Origin of the sequence: Paraburkholderia sp. FT54, from assembly GCF_031585635.1 — a bacterium.
Classification (GTDB): domain Bacteria; phylum Pseudomonadota; class Gammaproteobacteria; order Burkholderiales; family Burkholderiaceae; genus Paraburkholderia.
Genome location: NZ_CP134195.1, coordinates 1,476,656 through 1,495,498 on the forward strand (window position 1 = coordinate 1,476,656; position 18,843 = coordinate 1,495,498).

At 63.8% G+C, this 18,843-nt stretch carries 13 protein-coding genes and 1 tRNA gene; 8 read left to right on the top strand and 6 right to left on the bottom strand.

Features of this window, described 5'->3' with window-relative positions:
• Window positions 1-154: 154 nt before the first annotated feature.
• The 4 genes from glnA (at window position 155) to RI103_RS07040 (ending at window position 6,746) form a co-directional block, all read left to right on the top strand.
• Window positions 155-1,570: a type I glutamate--ammonia ligase gene (gene glnA, locus RI103_RS07025; protein WP_064268939.1), complete on the top strand. Its 1,416-nt coding sequence runs from the start codon at window positions 155-157 to the stop codon at window positions 1,568-1,570.
• Window positions 1,571-1,764: 194 nt separating this feature from the next.
• Window positions 1,765-2,907: a nitrogen regulation protein NR(II) gene (gene glnL / locus RI103_RS07030; protein ID WP_310814649.1), complete on the top strand. Its 1,143-nt coding sequence runs from the start codon at window positions 1,765-1,767 to the stop codon at window positions 2,905-2,907.
• Window positions 2,908-3,023: 116 nt separating this feature from the next.
• The gene (gene ntrC, locus RI103_RS07035) at window positions 3,024-4,538 is read left to right on the top strand and encodes a nitrogen regulation protein NR(I) (protein WP_310814650.1); all 1,515 of its coding nucleotides are present in this window, start codon (window positions 3,024-3,026) and stop codon (window positions 4,536-4,538) included.
• Between the two features lie 111 nt (window positions 4,539-4,649).
• On the top strand, window positions 4,650-6,746 hold the full coding sequence (locus RI103_RS07040; protein WP_310814651.1) for a prolyl oligopeptidase family serine peptidase: 2,097 nt from the start codon (window positions 4,650-4,652) through the stop codon (window positions 6,744-6,746).
• A 15-nt stretch (window positions 6,747-6,761) separates the two neighbouring features.
• Here RI103_RS07040 and xth read toward each other — a convergent pair whose 3' ends face one another.
• Window positions 6,762-7,538 carry an exodeoxyribonuclease III gene (xth, locus tag RI103_RS07045; protein ID WP_310814652.1) on the bottom strand — a complete coding sequence of 259 codons (777 nt, stop codon included), beginning with the start codon at window positions 7,536-7,538 and terminating at the stop codon, window positions 6,762-6,764.
• Between the two features lie 170 nt (window positions 7,539-7,708).
• Between xth and RI103_RS07050 the strand changes: the two genes are divergently transcribed.
• Together RI103_RS07050 and RI103_RS07055 are read left to right on the top strand one after the other, a co-directional pair.
• On the top strand, window positions 7,709-7,996 hold the full coding sequence (locus RI103_RS07050; RefSeq protein WP_310814653.1) for a hypothetical protein: 288 nt from the start codon (window positions 7,709-7,711) through the stop codon (window positions 7,994-7,996).
• A 78-nt stretch (window positions 7,997-8,074) separates the two neighbouring features.
• Window positions 8,075-8,151, top strand: a tRNA-Met gene (locus RI103_RS07055).
• A gap of 99 nt (window positions 8,152-8,250) precedes the next feature.
• On the opposite strand, the gene RI103_RS07060 is transcribed toward RI103_RS07055, so the two are convergent.
• The gene (locus tag RI103_RS07060) at window positions 8,251-8,949 is read right to left on the bottom strand and encodes an aspartate/glutamate racemase family protein (protein WP_310814654.1); all 699 of its coding nucleotides are present in this window, start codon (window positions 8,947-8,949) and stop codon (window positions 8,251-8,253) included.
• 208 nt (window positions 8,950-9,157) lie between these two features.
• Here RI103_RS07060 and RI103_RS07065 point away from each other — a divergent pair, with 208 nt between their 5' ends.
• On the top strand, window positions 9,158-10,450 hold the full coding sequence (locus tag RI103_RS07065; RefSeq protein ID WP_310814655.1) for an amidohydrolase family protein: 1,293 nt from the start codon (window positions 9,158-9,160) through the stop codon (window positions 10,448-10,450).
• 111 nt (window positions 10,451-10,561) lie between these two features.
• On the opposite strand, the gene RI103_RS07070 is transcribed toward RI103_RS07065, so the two are convergent.
• Window positions 10,562-12,670, bottom strand: coding sequence for a M3 family metallopeptidase (locus RI103_RS07070; protein ID WP_310814656.1), 2,109 nt, complete (start codon window positions 12,668-12,670; stop codon window positions 10,562-10,564).
• A gap of 349 nt (window positions 12,671-13,019) precedes the next feature.
• Between RI103_RS07070 and RI103_RS07075 the strand changes: the two genes are divergently transcribed.
• Entirely contained in the window at window positions 13,020-14,135 is a 1,116-nt protein-coding gene (locus RI103_RS07075; RefSeq protein WP_310814657.1) for an acyltransferase, read from the top strand.
• A 114-nt stretch (window positions 14,136-14,249) separates the two neighbouring features.
• On the opposite strand, the gene folD is transcribed toward RI103_RS07075, so the two are convergent.
• The 3 genes from folD to fixL form a co-directional block, all read right to left on the bottom strand.
• Window positions 14,250-15,110, bottom strand: coding sequence for a bifunctional methylenetetrahydrofolate dehydrogenase/methenyltetrahydrofolate cyclohydrolase FolD (folD, locus tag RI103_RS07080; RefSeq protein WP_310814658.1), 861 nt, complete (start codon window positions 15,108-15,110; stop codon window positions 14,250-14,252).
• A gap of 422 nt (window positions 15,111-15,532) precedes the next feature.
• Window positions 15,533-16,177 carry an oxygen response regulator transcription factor FixJ gene (fixJ, locus tag RI103_RS07085; RefSeq protein ID WP_006051254.1) on the bottom strand — a complete coding sequence of 215 codons (645 nt, stop codon included), beginning with the start codon at window positions 16,175-16,177 and terminating at the stop codon, window positions 15,533-15,535.
• Window positions 16,174-18,690: an oxygen sensor histidine kinase FixL gene (gene fixL, locus RI103_RS07090; protein ID WP_310815188.1), complete on the bottom strand. Its 2,517-nt coding sequence runs from the start codon at window positions 18,688-18,690 to the stop codon at window positions 16,174-16,176. Before fixL ends, fixJ begins: the two co-directional genes overlap by 4 nt.
• Between the last annotated feature and the right edge of the window lie 153 nt (window positions 18,691-18,843).

Below are 18,843 nucleotides of genomic sequence, written 5' to 3' on the forward strand. Positions count from 1 at the left end.
TACGTGGCACAGAAGCTGCTTTATTGGTGCCGATCGATTTGTCCAGGCAGACTTTTATGTCCCTCCTTAACGATTGAGGGTGGACGTGCCGGGACGGGTCAGCTAGATTGGGCGGCGGCTGAATCCGCCGAATTCGTTAATCAGGAGATAGGTTATGAGTAAATCCGTGGCCGACGTCGTGCAACTCGTCAAAGACGAAGACGTCAAGTTTGTCGACTTCCGTTTCACCGACACGCGCGGCAAAGAGCAACACGTTTCGGTGCCGGTGTCGGCATTCGATGAAGACAAGTTCGAAAGCGGCCATGCGTTTGACGGTTCTTCGATTGCCGGCTGGAAGGGCATCGAGGCATCGGACATGTTGCTGGTGCCGGACGCGAACACGGCTTTCATCGACCCGTTCTACGAAGAATCCACCCTCGTGCTGACCTGCGACGTCGTCGAACCGGCGGACGGCAAGGGCTACGAGCGCGACCCGCGTTCGCTGGCCAAGCGCGCTGAAGCCTATCTGAAGAGCACGGGCCTCGGCGACACGGCATTCTTCGGTCCGGAACCGGAATTCTTCATTTTCGATTCGGTCCAGTGGAACACGGATCAATCGGGCTGCTTCATCAAGATCGGTTCGGAAGAAGCACCGTGGTCGTCGGCGAAGGAATTCGAAGGCGGCAACACCGGCCACCGTCCGGGCACCAAGGGCGGCTACTTCCCGGTCGCGCCGGTCGACACGTTCCAGGACATCCGCTCGGAAATGTGTCTGCTGCTCGAGCAGATCGGCATTCCGGTCGAAGTGCATCACCACGAAGTCGCGGGCCAGGGCCAGAACGAAATCGGCACCAAGTTCTCGACGCTGGTGCAACGCGCCGACTGGCTGCAGCAAATGAAGTACATCATCCACAACGTCGCGCACACGTACGGCAAGACGGCAACGTTCATGCCGAAGCCGGTGGTCGGCGATAACGGTTCGGGCATGCACGTTCACCAGTCGATCTGGAAAGACGGCACGAACCTGTTCGCAGGCAACGGTTACGCAGGTCTGTCGGAATTCGCGCTGTTCTACATCGGCGGCATCATCAAGCATGCTCGCGCGCTGAACGCGATCACGAACCCGGGTACGAACTCGTACAAGCGCCTCGTGCCGCACTTCGAAGCACCGGTCAAGCTGGCTTACTCGGCTCGCAACCGTTCGGCATCGATCCGTATTCCGCACGTGTCGAACCCGAAGGGCCGCCGTATCGAAACGCGCTTCCCGGATCCGCTGGCGAATCCGTACCTGTGCTTCTCCGCGCTGATGATGGCGGGTCTGGACGGCGTGCAGAACAAGATTCACCCGGGCGAAGCCGCCGACAAGAACCTGTACGACCTGCCGCCGGAAGAGGATGCAAAGATCCCGACCGTGTGCGCCGGCTTGGATCAGGCTCTGGACGCGCTGGACGCGGACCGCGAATTCCTGACGCGCGGTGGCGTGTTCACGGACTCGATGCTCGACGCGTACATCGAACTGAAGACGGGCGAACTGCAACGCTATCGTCAGTCGGTGCACCCGATCGAATTCGAAATGTACTACTCGCTGTAAGCGGCAATGGCGCTTCGCCCTTCATACGGCGAAGCGCTTTGCCCGACGCTCGCGATCGGTCACGAAGGGACGGCGGCGCCGTCCCTTTTTTGTTAGGCCGTGCAGAACGTTTGCGGCTCGCGGGCAACGGGCATCGGGCAACACAATGAGCGCATCACCGGTTTATCACCATCTCTTATCGGCCAGACTGCAAGATGGTTCTTAAGAATCTGATCAAGGCAAGGAAAGGACACGAGCAGACGCTCTCGGACGACGCTCAGCTCGTCAGCTCCGGTTTGCTGCCGGGCTTCGAAGCGTTGCCGACGGTCGTGCTGGTGCTCGAAAAGCGCACGCTGCGCGTCGCGTTCGCGAATCCGTCGGCGGAGTCGATGCTGGATCTCTCGCGCCGGCAACTGAGGCAGATGGCGTGGCCGGACATTTTCTCGAATGCCGACGAACTGGTCGCGACCATTTCCGCGATTGCCGCGCACCGTTTTCACGCGACGCATCTGGACGCCGTGCTCGAGCGTCCGGGCCACGAGCCGCTGCATGTGCACGCGATCGTCGGTTTCCTCGAAGGCGCGCAAGACTACGTGCTGCTCGAACTGTTCGAGAACGAGCGGCATTTACGCACCGACCGCGAGGAGCGCATCAACGACCTCACCGCGGTCAACAAGCAACTGATCCGCAATCTCGCGCACGAGATCAAGAATCCGCTCGGCGGCATTCGCGGCGCGGCGCAACTGCTGGAGTTCGAACTCGGCGAGCGTCAGCGCGACGAGTTGCGCGAATACACACAGGTGATCATCAAGGAATCGGACCGGCTGCAAACGCTGGTCGACCGACTGCTGGAGCCGCATCGTCATCCGCATATCGTCGGCGACGTAAATATCCACGAAGTGTGCGAGCGCGTGCGTCAGGTGATTCTCGCGGAGTTTCCGCGCGGCCTCACCATCGAACGCGATTACGACGTGAGCGTGCCCGACCTGCGCGGCGACAAGGAGCAGTTGATCCAGGCGCTCCTGAACATCGTGCGTAACGCGGCTGAAGCGTTGCGCGAACGTATTTCACAAGGCGATGCGCGGATCGAATTACGCACCCGCATTGCGCGCAAGATTACGGTGTCGAAACGTTTATGTAAGCTGGCACTGGACTTGCATATCACTGATAACGGCCCAGGCATTCCCGAAGAAATCCGTGACCGCATTTTTTATCCGCTCGTGTCGGGACGCGAGGACGGTAGCGGTCTTGGACTGACGCTGGCGCAGACCTTCGTGCAACAGCACGACGGTTTGATCGAAGTGGATAGCCGCCCGGGCCACACCGAGTTTCAGATTCTGCTGCCGCTCGACTGCTAACGCCACACCTGGTGAGAAAACGCCGGGCCGCCCAAGTTTTCTCACTCCCCTTCGGGGGGCCTGGCGCGAAGCGACAGGTATGGGGGCTCTCTCATTAAGACTTCTGACCGACCCATATGAAGCCGATCTGGATAGTAGACGACGATCAATCGATTCGCTGGGTGCTCGAAAAAGCACTGGCCCGCGAAAACTTCGCGACCCGCAGCTTCGCGAACGTGCGCGAGGCGTCGGCCGCGCTCGACCACGACAGCCCACAGGTGCTGGTCTCCGACATCAGGATGCCCGGCGGCTCCGGCCTCGAACTGCTGCAAACCGTGCGTGACAAGGTGCCGGGCTTGCCCGTCATCATCATGACGGCGTTCTCGGATCTGGATAGCGCCGTCGCCGCATTCCAGGGCGGCGCCTTCGAATACCTCGCGAAACCGTTCGACGTCGACAAGGCGGTCGAACTGATTCGCCGCGCGGTGGACGAGAGCATGCGCGGCGAACAGACGTGGGACGAACGCGTCACCGAAGCACCGGAAATGCTCGGCCAGGCACCGGCGATGCAGGACATGTTCCGCGCGATCGGCCGCTTGTCCCATTCCGCGGCAACCGTGCTCATTACCGGCGAATCAGGCACCGGAAAGGAACTGGTCGCGCGTGCGTTGCACCGACATAGCCCACGCGCGAACGGTCCCTTCATCGCGCTGAACACCGCCGCGATTCCGAAGGATCTGTTGGAATCCGAATTGTTCGGCCACGAGCGGGGCGCATTCACCGGCGCACAGGCGATGCGCCAGGGCCGCTTCGAACAGGCTGAGAACGGCACGCTGTTTCTCGACGAAATCGGCGATATGCCGTTCGATTTGCAGACGCGTCTGTTGCGCGTGCTGTCGGACGGGCAGTTTTATCGCGTCGGCGGCCACAATCCGTTGCGCGCCAATGTGCGCGTGATCGCGGCGACGCACCAGAATCTCGAATCGCGCGTGCGTCAGGGGCTGTTCCGCGAGGACTTGTATCACCGCCTCAATGTGATCCGTTTGCGCTTGCCGGCCTTGCGCGAGCGCAGCGAAGACATTCCGCTGCTCACGCGGCACTTCCTGCAAAAGAGCGCGCGCGATCTCGGCGTCGAGTCCAAGCGCGTATCCGAAGAGGCGCTGGCCTATCTCGCGTCGCTGCCGTTTCCGGGCAACGTGCGTCAGCTGGAGAACCTCGCCAACTGGCTCACGGTGATGGCGCCCGCGCAGACCATCGAGATCAAGGACCTGCCGCCCGATCTCGGACCCGCGCAAGCAGGGGTGACCGATCTGGCCGGCGGTGGCGGCCAGATCGGCTCGGGCGACGCGAGCCTCGCAGGCGGCGCGCCGGTCAACGGCACGAGTGCCGCGGTGCATCCGGCCGCGGCGGGCGGCATGCCGGTCGCGGCTACCGTCAGCGCCTGGGAGGGCGGCTTGCGCACCGAAGTCGCGCGGATGTTGCGCGAGAACGCGGCGGACGTGATGGACGAACTCGCGCGCCGTTTCGAAGCGGCCGTGATTCGCGAGGCGCTCGATTTCACGCGCGGACGCAAGGTCGAAGCGGCCGAGCGTCTAGGCATCGGCCGCAATACGATTACGCGCAAGATTCAGGAGCTCAATCTCGAGCCCTGAGTGTCGTGTGGCAGACCGGGGCGGCGCGTGCCGTCCCGGTGGTTCGCTCGTCGAACGAGTCATGCGCCCTCACAAGGCATAATCAACGCTGTTTTCATTCGACAGTTGACGATGCCCGCTTCTCCCGCTTCTTTTCCCTGGCCGCTTGCCCCCGATCCCTTCCTGTCGCTCGAAACGCTCGACGACCCCGACGCGCTCGCGTGGGTCGAACAGCAGAACGCGCGCACGCGCGCCGCGTGGAGCAACAGCGCGGAATTCGAGTCGCTCAGGCAGCGGCTCGCCGACGCGTATCTGCCGCGCGAGCGTCCGGTCATTCCTGATCGGTGGAAGGAGTGGGCTTACGACCTGTGGCAGGACGAACGCAATCCCAAGGGCATCTGGCGGCGTACGACATGGGCGGCCTGGCGCGGCGGCAAACCGGAGTGGCAGAATCTGCTCGACTTCGACGCGCTCGGCGCCGCCGAAGGCACGCCGTGGGTGTGCGTCGAACTCGACATTCTCTATCCCGACGGCGACCGCGCGCTGATCACACTGTCGCCGGGCGGCTCGGATGCGCTGGTGGTGCGCGAGTTCGACATCGACGCGCGACGTTTCGTCGACGACGGCTTCGTGATCGCGAAGGCCGGCAAGCACACGGCGACGTGGATCGACCGGGACACGCTCTATGTCGGCTGGGATAACGGCCGCAAGACGTTGACGCGCTCCGGTTATCCGCGCGAAGTGCGGCGCTGGACGCGTGGCACCGCGCTCGCCGACGCGCCGGTGGTGTTCAGGGGCGCGTTCGGCGACATCGGCGTGGAAGGGCACTACGATCCGGTCGAGCGGCGGCACACGGTGGTGAGCAGCGTCGACTTTTTCGATTCGCAGACGTACTACCTCGACGATGCCGATGGCGCCGTCGACGCATGGCGCCGCTACGAGGTGCCGTCGCACGTCGCGGTGAGCGGCTGGCAAGACTGGCTGCTGCTCGAACCGCGTCTCGATTGGGACTGCAATGGCGTGCGCCATCCGGGCGGCGCCTTGCTGGCGATCCGCGAGGACGCGTTCCTGCGCGGTGAGCGCGACGTGCTGCCGCTATTCACGCCGACGCCGCAAACCTCGGCCTGCGAGTGGACGCATACGCGCAACCACCTGATCGTGTCGTACCTGGAAGATGTGCGGAACAAGACCCTGCTGTTGACGCCATCGCAAGGCGACGATCAGGCGTGGCGTTGGCAGCGACGCGTCTTTCCCACGCACGGCGACGCGCAAGCCGACGTGTCGCCCGTCGAGCCGACGCTGAACGACGAAGTGTTCGTCGATACCGATGATTATTTGCAACCGCCCGCGTACTGGCTCGCCGACCTCGCGCGCGACGACCTGAGCGAATGGGAATTGCTCGACCGTTGGCCGACGCAATTCGACGCGACGCAGTTCGCCGTCACGCGCGGCCACGCCGTGTCCGCGGACGGCACGCGCGTGCCGTACACCGTGATCGGCCCGCGCGCCGTGCAACAGCACGCGCGTCCATGTCTGCTCAACGGCTACGGCGGTTTTGCGATTCCGTTGCTGCCGAGCTATCTCACCGGACCAGGCATCGGCTGGCTGGCGCGCGGCGGCGTGTACGTGGTCGCGCATATTCGCCGCGGCGGCGAGTTCGGCACGCGCTGGCATACCGCGGCGCAAGGCGAGCATCGCCAGCGCGCGTTCGACGACTTCATCGCGGTGTCCGAGGCCCTCATCGACACGGGCGTGACGAGCGCGGCGCAACTCGGCATTCAGGGTGGCAGCAACGGCGGTTTGCTGGTGGCGGCGTGCATGGTGCAGCGCCCCGAGTTGTTCGGCGCCGTGGTGTGCGAGGTGCCCTTGCTCGACATGAGCCGCTATCACCTGCTGCACGCCGGCGCGTCATGGATCGACGAATACGGCGATCCCGACGAACCCGATGAAGCACGCATGCTGGCCGCTTACTCGCCGTATCACCGGGTGTCGGCAAACGTGGCGTATCCGCCAGTGCTGTTCACCACCTCGACGGCCGACGACCGTGTGCATCCCGGCCACGCGCGCAAGATGGCCGCGCGCATGCAGGCGCTGGGCGCGGACCACGTCTGGTATCGGGAGAATACGGAAGGCGGGCACGGCGGCTCCGATGAACTGGAGCAGGCCGAGCATGATGCGATGGTGTTCGAGTTCCTGTGGCGTACGTTGAACGTATCGACTCGGGTCTGAGGTTGTGAGGAACGATCAGCCGAGTTGCGCGACGACCGGCGCGTGGTCCGACGGCTGATCCCACTTGCGCGGCACCTTGTCGATGTCGCACGACGAGCACACGTCCGCCAGCGCCTTCGACAGCAGAATGTGATCGATGCGCAGCCCCGCGTTGCGGCGGAACGCCATCATCCGGTAGTCCCACCACGAATAGATCTTCTCCGGCTGCTCGAACTGGCGGAATGCATCGAGCAGACCGAGCCCGATCAGCCGCACGAACGCGGCGCGCTCCTCGGGCGACACGAGGTTCTGGCCCTCCCACGCTTTCGGATCGTGCACGTCGCGGTCTTCCGGCGCGATGTTGTAGTCGCCGAGCAGCGCGAGCTTCGGATGCGACGCCATCTCGCTCGCGATCCAGTCGTGCAGCGCAGCAAGCCAGCGCAGTTTGTACGCGAACTTGTCGGTGCCCGGCGCCTGGCCGTTGGGGAAATAGGCGGAGATGATGCGCACGCCTTCGACGGTGGCGGCAATCACGCGTTGCTGCAGATCTTCAAAGCCCGGGATGTTGCGCACGATGCTGCCTTCGTCGACGGTCAGGCCGCCGCGCACCAGAATGCCGACGCCGTTATAGGTCTTCTGCCCGGCGAACCAGCTGCGGTAGCCTTTCTCTTCGAGTTCGGCGCGCGGGAATTTTTCGTCCGGCAGCTTCAGCTCCTGGAGGCACAGCACATCGGTGCCGCTGGTTTCGAGCCAGTCGATCACATGTTGCTGGCGGACTTTGAGGGAGTTGACGTTCCAGGTGGCGATTTTCATGACATTCTCTTTTTCTGGCGTGATTCCGATAGTTCCGCATCTTATCGCGCGGACGAGGAGGCAGTGAAATTGGCCCCGCCGCGGCATCGAAAATAAAAGCGCGGGCGGATCATGCCGCGGCGTATAGTGAGACCACTCACACTCGCGCTTTTGCGCATCGGGGAGGCATCATGGCCGAACTTTACCCAGCCCTTTATAAGGACTTCGAAGTGCATCCGTTGGTTTTTTCGCGGGCGTTCGACAAGTTCGACGGTCACAAGCGTCACTCAGAAGGCTACGACGTCGCGGTGCGCGTCTGCCGGCCGGGCGCGATCAGCGGCTCGAAGGCGAGCCGCGTGTTTCGTCTCGTACGACCCCTCACATTCTCCGATTTCGGCGTGGCCAAACGCAGCGCGAGCCAGTACGGCGCGGATATCATCGACGGCAAGGTGGAAGGCGCGACGGTGCAGGATCTGTGAGTCGTTTCACGAGCGTGAAATAATTCGCGCGATTGTTTGACGTGTTGCGAACATCTCTATACAATCCGTTTTCTCTGACGCGGGGTGGAGCAGTCTGGCAGCTCGTCGGGCTCATAACCCGAAGGTCGTAGGTTCAAATCCTACCCCCGCAACCAAGCATTGTTGAAAGCCCGCTGGCGCAAGCCACGCGGGCTTTTTAACTTGTGGCGTCGTTCGCGCGCACGCGCGTTGAAGCACATGCGCACATCATCCGTTCACTCCGATTCAATCGCCCATTCCACCGCCGCTTGCGCATGCAACGCGGTCGTGTCGAACACCGGCAACACGGAGTCTTCCGGCTTGATCAGCAACGTGATTTCAGTGCAGCCGAGAATCACCGCCTGCGCGCCACGCGCGGCCAGCGCTTCGATCACACGCTGATAGGTCGCGCGCGAGGCGTCGTTCACTTTGCCGTGGCACAACTCATCGTAGATGATGCGGTGCACGTCCGCGCGTTCGGCTTCGTCGGGAATCACTGTATCGAGGCCGTAGCGCTCATGCAGGCGTCCCGTATAGAAAGTTTGCTCCATTGTATAGCGCGTGCCGAGCAGCCCCACTCGCTCAATGCCTGCGGCGCGCAGCGCGTTCCCGGTCGGATCGGCGATATGCAGGAAGGGCACCTCGATCGCCGCTTCGATCGATTCATACACGCGATGCATCGTATTGGTCGCCAGCATCACCAGATCGGCGCCGCCGCGTTCGAGCTGGCGCGCGGCGTCGGCCATCTGCTGGCCGAGCGCGCGCCAGTCGCCCGCGCGCTGGTTCGCTTCGATCGGCGCGAAGTCGACGGTGAGCATCAGGCTGCGGGCGTTGTGGTGGCCGCCCAGGCGCGCTTTGGCGTGGCGGTTGAGCAGCTTGTAATACTCGGTGGACGATTCCCAGCTCATCCCGCCGATCACGCCTATCGTTTTCATGTGCTTGCTCCGTGAGTGGACGACGGCGCGGCATCGGCCGTCTATCTGGCGAGTATAGGCGGGCGGCGGAGCGCACAGCCGGTACGGATCGCCCGCCGCCTGCCGGTACGGCCAGATCAAAAAAAGACGCCGGATAAAAACGCCGCCACGCGCTTTCTGACGTCGATAGAATCGTCATCAATCAGGACGGGGTCAAAGGGAGCGATAGATGGATCTGATCATCCGCCGCGCGATGCTGCCGCCAGGCGCCGCGCCGCAACACAAGGAGCCGGTCGACATCGGCATCGAAGCGGGCCGTATCGTCGCCGTCGAGCCGAATCTGGCCGCGAACGCCGGTGAAGAAATCGATGCCACGGGTTCGCTCGTCACGCCGCCGTTCGTCGATCCGCATTTCCATATGGACGCGACGCTTTCGTACGGTTTGCCGCGCGTGAACGCGTCGGGCACGCTGCTCGAAGGCATCGCGTTATGGGGCGAACTGAAGCCGGACCTGACGCAGGAGGCCCTGATCGAGCGCGCGCTGCAGTATTGCGACTGGGCCGTCGCACGCGGGCTGCTGGCCATCCGCAGCCACGTGGACGTGTGCGATCCGCGCCTGCTCGCAGTCGAGGCGCTGGTCGAAGTGAAGCGCCGCGTCGCGCCGTATCTCGATCTGCAACTGGTGGCCTTTCCGCAAGACGGCGTGCTGCGCAGCCCGGGCGCTTTCGAGAACCTCAAGCGCTCGATCGCGATGGGCGTGGATGTGGTTGGCGGCATTCCGCATTTCGAACGCACCATGGCCGACGGCGCGCAGTCCGTGCGCCTGTTATGCGAGTACGCGGCGGAGCATGGCTTGCGCGTCGACATGCATTGCGACGAATCGGACGATCCGCTGTCGCGGCACATCGAGACGCTCGCGGCCGAAACGCACCGGCTCGGTTTGCACGGGCGCGTCACCGGCTCGCATCTGACGTCTATGCATTCCATGGACAACTACTACGTCAGCAAGCTCCTGCCGCTGATGCGCGAGTCGGGTGTCGCGGCGATCGCGAATCCGCTGATCAACATCACGCTGCAAGGACGCAGCGACACGTATCCGAAACGGCGCGGCATGACACGCGTGCCGGAGATGATGGCGGCGGGCATCAACGTCGCGTTCGGCCACGATTGCGTGATGGATCCGTGGTACAGCCTCGGCTCGGGCGACATGCTCGAAGTCGCGCACATGGGCTTGCATGTGGCGCAGATGACGGGAGTCGACGGTATGCGCGCCTGTTTCGACGCGGTCACGGTGAACGCCGCGCGCATTCTCGGTCTGGAAGGCTACGGCATCGCGCCGGGATGCGCGGCCAATCTGGTGCTGCTCGACGCGCGCGATCCGGTGGAAGCGATCCGCTTGCGCGCCGCGCGCCTTGCGGTGGTGAGCCGCGGCAGAGTGGTGAGCCGCGCGCCGGCCGCGCGCGCGGCGCTGTCGCTCGAAGGCCGCCCGTCGCAGGTGGACTTCAAACTGCATCGCGGTTGATTGCCGCGAGCCTTGCGGGCTCGCTTGCGCGAAACAAAAACCGGTGCCTGCTCGAAACAGGTCACCGGTTTTTATCGGCCCAAGCAAAGCGCCTACGCTTGCTTCAACCGCTCAATGCGCCACGCCCGGCGTCATGCCGTTGTGCCGCAGCAAGGCATCGATGTTCGGCTCGCGGCCGCGGAACGCCTTGAACGACTCCATCGCCGGACGGCTGCCGCCTACTTCCAGAATCTCCTTGCGATAGCGCATGCCGGTCGCCTGATCGAGCACGCTGCCGCTCGCCGCTTGCGCCGCTTCTTCGAAGGCCGCGTAGGCATCGGCGGAGAGCACTTCAGCCCACTTGTAGCTGTAGTAGCCCGCCGCATAACCGCCCGCGAAAATATGGCTGAACGTATTCGGCCAACGCGAGAACGGCGCCTGCGGCACGACATGGAAGCGCGCGTTGATTTCGCTCGCGAGTTCGGTGGCGTTCTTCGTGCCGGACGCGTCGAAGCCGGTATGCAGTTGCATGTCGAACATCGAGAACACGATCTGGCGCAGCGTGCCCAGCCCGCTCTGGAAGTTCTTCGCGGCGAGCATCTTGTCGAACAGATCGCGCGGCAACGGCCTGACCGTTTCGACGTGCGAGGTCATGTCGCTCAACACGTCCCACTCCCAGCAGAAGTTCTCCATGAATTGCGACGGCAGTTCGACCGCATCCCACTCCACACCGTTGATGCCCGACACGCCCAGTTCGTCGACGCGCGTGAGCATGTGATGCAGACCGTGGCCGAACTCGTGGAACAGCGTGATGACTTCGTCGTGCGTGAAGCAGGCGGGCTTGCCGCCGACCGGCGCCGAGAAGTTGCAGGTCAGATAGGCGACCGGCGTTTGCACGCTGCCGTGCGTGTGCTTGTGACGGCCGCGCGCGTCGTCCATCCAGGCGCCGCCGCGTTTGCCTTCGCGCGCATACAGGTCGAGGTAGAACTGCGCGACGAGGCCGCCGTCCTGATTCTCGACGCGGAAAAAGCGCACGTCCGGATGCCACACGGCCGCGTCGTCGCGACGGATACGCACGCCGAACAGTGTCTCCGTGACCTTGAAGAGACCCTTGAACACGGCGTCTTCGGGGAAGTACTGTTTGACCTCGTTCTCGGAGAACGAGTAGCGCTTCTGACGCAGACGCTCAGCGGCAAACGTCATGTCCCACGGTTGCAGTTCGCTCATGCCGAGTTCGTTCGCGGCGAATTCGCGCAGTTCCTTCCAGTCCTGCTCGGCGTGCGGACGCGCGCGCGTGGCCAGGTCTTCGAGAAAACTCATGACCTGCGCGGGCGACTCGGCCATCTTCGGCGCGAGCGACACTTCGGCGAAGTTGTTGAAGCCGAGCATGTGCGCTTCTTCGGCGCGCAGTTTCAACTGGTCCGCGAGCACTGCGGTGTTGTCCCAGTCGGGCTTGCCGTTGCCGTATTGCGGACCGAGTTCCGAGGCACGCGTGACATAAGCGCGATACATCGCTTCGCGCATCGGCCGATTTTCCGAGTACTGCATCACCGGGAAATACGACGGGAAGTGCAGTGTGAATTTGTAGCCGGTTTTGCCTTCGCGTTCGGCCGCTTCTTTCGCGGCTTCGACGACGTCTTCGGGCAGGCCGGCCAGTTGCGTTTCATCGCCGGCTTCGACGATGTACGCATAGGCGTTGGTCGCGTCGAGCACGTGATCCGAAAAGGCTTTCGAGAGCGACGCCTGGCGTTCCTGCAGTTCGGCGAAATGCGGCTTCTGGTCTTCCGGCAATTCCGCGCCGGACAGGCGGAAATCGCGCAGCGCATTGCCGAGGATCTTCTTGCGTTCGCCGGTCAGCGAGGCGAAGTCGCTGCTGGCGTTCAACGCCTTGTACTTCTCGTACAGCGCGAGATTCTGTCCGACGCTCGACCAGAATTCGGTGACGCGCGGCAGATTCTCGCCATACACGGCGCGCAGTTCGGGCGTGTCGGCGACGGCGTTCAGATGGCCGACCACGCTCCAGGCGCGCGACAGCGGTTCGGTGGCACGCTCGACCGGCTCGACCACGTCGGCCCACGAAGCGGGGGTGATCGGCTGGGCAGCGCGCTCGACGGCGGCGGCCGCATCGGCGAGCAGCACATCGAGGGCGGGCGTGACATGTTCGGGGCGGATTTCGCCAAAGCGCGGCAGGTCGGAGAAATCGAGGAGCGGATTGTCGTGATTCGAGGCGGTAGTGGACATGAGGCTTCCTGTCTGACGCGGGTGAACGGGTAATCGGTGCATCGACGGGCGCCCCCCGTGGTGGCTTCCTTCGGGGCATCCCCAAGGGGACTTCCTTCGGAACGTGCGAGATGACGCCCTACAACAGCCGATACAGACATTATTGGGGCAGGGCGCGCCGATTCCAATCCGTCGGCAGACAAATTATCAGATGTCGCGGCACCTTGCGCGTGCGCGGCCTGGCGGCCGGCGCCGCGTGGCCCAGGACGCGCCGCCGCGCTTTGTGCGAAAGCGAACGGTGCCGCTTGCTGCTATGCGGCAATGTGGAGTGCCGCTATCGGTCAGCGGCGCTTTTTGCAAAGAGGTATCGATGAACCCGCTTTCGGACGCTCTGTCGCGCAAGGGCAATAACTTTGATCTCGTGCGGCTGCTGGCCGCCGTTGCCGTCGTCTATGGCCATTCGTATCTGCTGCAGGCTCCCGACGGCAGCACGGACTGGGTCCAGAACGCGCTCGGTTTCGACGGCTTCGGCGCGCTGGGCGTCTACGCTTTTTTCCTGCTGAGCGGCATGCTGGTGACTGCCAGCTTCGACCGGCAACGCTCGGTGCCGCGCTTCACCGTCCTGCGCATCGCGCGCCTGTGGCCGGCTGTGGCGGCCGGATCGCTGGTGACGGTATTCATCGTCGGTCCGCTGTTCACGACGCTGCCGCTGCGCGAGTATTTCGCCTCCGGCATGACGTGGGCCAACCTCGACAACTTCTCGACCATCGTGCTGAAAACCGGCTGGGCGTTGCCCGGCGTGTTCGAGCACAACCGTTTTCCCGTCGACGTCTGCGGACCGCTCTGGACGCTGCCGCTGGAAGTGCGCTGCTATCTGATCGTGCTCGTGACCGGCATGGTGGGTTTGCTGTCCAGCTCACGCGGTGTGGCGCTCGCCGCCGCGCTCGGCTGCGCCGCGTTCGTGCTGCGCATCAATCTCTCGCATTTTCAGATCGGTTTGCGTGATTTCAGCGAAACGCCCGGCGGCTATTCGTTCTGGCCGGAGCCGTTTTTCATGCTCGGCATGCTGCTGTACGGCTGGCGTGAACGGATCGACATCAACGGTTTGACGGCGCTGGCGTTCACCATGGTGTTTCTGGTGTTCCGCGACACGGCCGGCGCGCAGCCGCTGTTCTATCTGGCCTTCGTGTACGGCGTGCTGTGGGTCGGGACGACGCCGCTCTTGCGGCGCTTCGTGCCGCGTCACGATTACTCGTATGGCATCTATCTGTATGGCTTCATGGTGCAGCAATGCGTCGCGAATCTCGCGCCGCAGTTGGGCCATGTGGCGGCGGTGTTGATCGCCGCGCCGTTCATCCTGCTGTGCGCGGCGCTCTCGTGGCACTTCGTGGAGCGGCCGGTGCTGAAGTGGTGCAGAGGGCGTCTGGCCCGCCGCTCGACGCCGCTATCCGCGGGCATGCCGGCCGGCGATCAAGCCGTGCGTTGAGATGCAAAGCGCGCGTTCGGCGCCGATGGATGCCGGTGCCGTGGCGCGATACCAGGGCCCGCCAGAAGGTCCTCATGCCGGCGAATCCGCTTCGCCGGCCTTTCGCTTGTTGCTTTACGCCTTCGCGGCCGCTTCGCGCTCGGCGGCTTCGATCGTATTGACGAGCAGCATGGTGATGGTCATCGGGCCGACGCCGCCCGGCACCGGCGTGATGTAGCCCGCCACTTCCTTGACACCCGCGAAGTCGACGTCGCCGCACAGCTTGCCGGCTTCGTCGCGATTCATGCCGACGTCGATCACCGCCGCGCCAGGTTTCACCATCTCCGCCGTGAGAATGTTGCGCAAGCCGGTGGCGGCGACCACCACGTCGGCGTTGCGCGTATGGGCGGCCAGATCGCGCGTCTTGCTGTGGCAGATCGTGACGGTCGCACCGGCTTCGAGCAGCAGCAGCGCCATCGGCTTGCCGACGATGTTCGAGCGGCCGATCACCACGGCGTTCGCGCCTTGCAGCGGAATCTCGTAAGCGGCGAGCATTTTCATGACGCCGTATGGTGTGCACGGGCGGAACAGCGGCCGGCCGGTCATCAGCGCGCCGGCGTTGGCGACGTGAAAGCCGTCCACGTCCTTTTCCGGCGCGATCGCCTCGATCACCTTGTGGCTGTCGATATGCGGCGGCAGCGGCAGCTGCACCAGAATGCCGTGAATGCGCGGGTCGCGGTTCAGTTCGTCGATGCGCGCGAGCAGTTCGGCTTCCGGCAGGTCGGCCGGATAGCGGTCGAACGACGAGCCGAGGCCGTTGTCGTTGCACGCCTTGACTTTGTTGCGCACGTACACTTCGCTGGCCGGATTGTCGCCGACCAGTACCACCGCGAGGCCCGGCTGATGGCCGCGAGCGGTGAGGGCGGCGGCGCGCGCGGCGACGTCGGCGCGCAGGGTCTTGGAAAGGGCTAGGCCGTCGATCAGTTTGGCAGTCATGGTCGGGTCGAGATGGGCAGTTTGGAAAGCGGGGCAGGGCGCAGACGCTCGTGCGTGCCGCGCATGCTGGCGCTTTTCAACGGGAATGGGCGGACACGTGAAAAGCGCGCGGCGCGAATCAGGGCAAAACAGCGCTGCAAAGTGCGACATTATACCGGCCTCGCCTGGCGCGCCGCGTATGGATTCCCAGCCGTGTGGCCGCGTGTTGTCATGCGTGCTCCGCTTGTGCCGGGTGACGCACTTCGACTTGATTGCCGTGCGATGGCGGCGGTGGCGGGTGGAAAGGCGAGGGACGTGACGAAGGAAAAGAGGGCGAGACGGGCCGGACCTCGATAGTCCGGCCGTTGATGCGCAGTCACTTCTAACCTGGCGGCGAGTCCCCCAGAGGGCCCTCCTTCGGGGCAAGCGCCGCCGTGCGACGGTTATTGCGCCGGTTGCGGCTTGTTCGACAGCGCCAGCCGCAGCAGATCGGCGACCGTGTTGACGTTGAGCTTTTCCATGATGTTCGCGCGGTGCGCTTCGACCGTCTTGATGCTGATGCCGAGGTCGTCGGCGATCTGCTTGTTCAGGCGGCCGGCGATGATGCGCTCGAGCACCTGATGCTCACGCGCGGTCAGCTTGCCGAGACGCTCCGCCGCGGCGCGCTGCTGCTGCACGCTGGTGCTTTCGCTGCGCGCCTTGTCGAGCATGCGCTCGACCAGTTTGCGCAACTCGGCTTCGTCGAACGGCTTTTCGATGAAGTCCATCGCGCCTTTTTTCATCGTGGACACGGCCATCGGCACGTCGCCGTGACCCGTCACGAAAATGATCGGCAACGATGCGTTGTCGGCGATCAGCCGTTCCTGCAACTCGAGTCCGCTCATGCCGGACATCCGCACATCCAGAATCAGGCACGCGATCTGGCCCGGATGCTGATGCGGCTGCCATGCGTCGATGAACTGCTCGGCGCTGGAGAAGCATTGCACGCGGTAGCCGTTCGCCTCCAGCAGCCAGCGCAGCGAATCTCGCACGGCCTCGTCGTCATCGACGACAAAGACAGTTTCCTGTGTGGTGACTGGGCTGTTCATAGCTCTCCCGTAACGGTTTGTGGTGTCGGCGCCTGTGCCCCGCCGTTGCTCGGGCCATCAGGCTCTCCAATAGGCAGACTGCAATGGAACGTGGCGCCTGTGATGTGGCCGTCAGATTCGACGTTGTTGACCACCCACAGACGGCCGCGGTGCGATTCGATAATCGAACGGCAAATGTTCAGCCCCATGCCCATGCCATCGGACTTGGTGCTGTAAAACGGTTCGAACAGCCGCTCGGCTGTCGCTTCGTCGACGCCCGGCCCCTGGTCGACGACGCTGATGCAGACAAACCCGCTCTCCAGCCGCACGACCACGCGGATCACCGGATCGACCGCATTCGGACGGGCCTCGGCCATGGCTTCGGCGGCGTTCTTCAGCAGATTGACCAGCACCTGCTCGATCAGCACCGGATCGACGTAGATCACCGGCAGGCGCGAGCGCAGATCCGTGACGATGCGAATGCGGCGCTTCCTCGCCTCGATCTCGGCCAGACCCACGGCGTCGGCGACGATATCGGCCACCCGCGTGGCTTGCCGCTTAGGCTCGCTGCGCTTCACAAACTCGCGAATGCGCTTGATGATCATGCCGGCGCGCACCGCCTGCTGGGCGGTTTTTTCGAGCACGGGCAGCAGATTGTCAGGCGTCGTCCGACCGGATTTAACCAGTGCGACGGTTCCGGAGCAATAGTTATTGATCGCGGCGAGCGGTTGATTCAGTTCGTGCGCGAGCGACGAGGCCATTTCGCCCATCGTCATCAGACGGCTGGTGAACTGCAGCTTCTCGTCCTGCTGGCGCGACAGTTCCTGCGCCTGCTTGCGCGTGGTGATGTCGGTCGCGATCTGCATCTGCGCGAGGTGGCCGTCCACCCACTGAATGTACTGGCGGCGCACTTCGAACCACTTCTGAATGCTCTGCACGTAAATTTCCTGCGCATCCGCGGTGCTTTCGGTCAACGCGGCGGCGGGCAGGCCAGCGTATGTGTCCACCATATCGATCGAATCGGACGACGCCTGTGCGCTATCGAACCCGCCGCCCGCCAATTCCAGATGACCGTCCGGGCGAATGCCGAAGAGGTGCCGGTAATAGCGGTTGGCGAACAGGAGTTCGGCTTCGTCGGCGGCCAGCACGGAGACGGCGGCGTCGAGACTTTCCAGCACGGTGGTGAAGCGCTCGTGCGCGGCGGCGAGTTCTTCGCGCGCGCGCTTCGGCTCGGTGATGTCGGTCATGGACGACATCCAGCCGGTCTGGCGGCCCGAGCTATCGATCAGCGGCGAGACGTAGAGACGCGCATGGAACAGCGACCCGTCCTTGCGGCGCACCCGCAATTCGAAGCCGGAAGAGGGCGCCTTGCCGCGCAGCGTCATGTCGAGCTGACGCTGCATTTCGGGGTAAGCGTCGCGCGGCCAGTAGGCGAACGGCGCGTTCTTGCCGACCAGATCGCTTTCGTCCCAACCGGTCATGCGGCAAAACGCCGGATTGACGTGGGTGATGCGCCCATGCATGTCGAGCACGCGCATGCCGATCAGCACCGAGTTTTCCATCGCGCGGCGGAAGAACGCTTCGGCGTACAGCGCCTGCTGCGCCTCGAAGCGTTGCCGCGTGTGTTTCCACAAGCTCCACAGGCTCCACAGCACGAAACAGGACAGACCCGCCACCAGCCACACCAGCGTGTTGTTGGTGAAGTTGGTCATCTGCGGGAACGCGTAGACGCGCACCGAGACGCCCTGGCCCGGCGGGTCGAGCGGCAGATCGTAGAACATGTCGCGCGGCAGGCGCGGGCGGGTCGACGTGGTGGTCAACTCGCGGTTGTTCACGTCGATGATCGAGATTTTGTATTTGGCGGACAGCTCAGGCGGAATGTCGTGCTTGAGGATCCCTTCCACCGAGAACACGGCGGCGATCGTGCCCAGGAAGTCGCGGTCGCGGAACACCGGCGTTTGCAGCGTGATGTAGCCGTTGCCGAGGTCGTCGTAGATGAGCGGCGAATACACCTGGCGGCGCGTGTTGCGCGCCTCGGTGAAGGCGGCTTTGACGGCTTCGTCCATCTGCGCGTCGTTCGGCTTGGCGAGGCGCTGGCCGAACACGGGCAGTGCGGTATTGGGCCAGCGCGGTTGCTGCGCGCTGGTGTACCAGTTCATGTAGAGGATCTCGGGATGCCCCTGCATGATGTCCGTGGTGGACACCTGGAACGAGTGCGGATCGGCGTGGCCGGCGACCAGATCGCGCGCGAGCGCCTGGATCTGCTCCTGCGCGCCGGTCATGGACAGCCGGATCTGCTGCTGCGCCCATGCGACGTTACGGTAAAGCGTGTCTTCCTGCTGTTGCTGTTCGCGCCGGTTCAGGCTCCACAAAATCAGACTCATGACGACCAGGAACACCAGGATCGACAGGAGCGGCGTGAGCAAATAGGAGTTGGACCACCACGGTCCGTGGTGCCAGCGGGAGGACGGCGTCGAATCCGCGGGCGAACCGGCGGTGCGCGCCGAGCGTGCGAAAAGCCGTTCGGTCAACATGCGTGGCATTGTAGCGCAGCGTGAAGCTAGCAAATGGCGCAAAAAAGCGCGGAAAGGACCATTAATCGGCGCAAACTAGCCAGCGTATCCGTCGATCGGCAGTCAAATCAGGTTGCGCCGCAACAATTTTCCGCATTATGAGAATCGATCTCG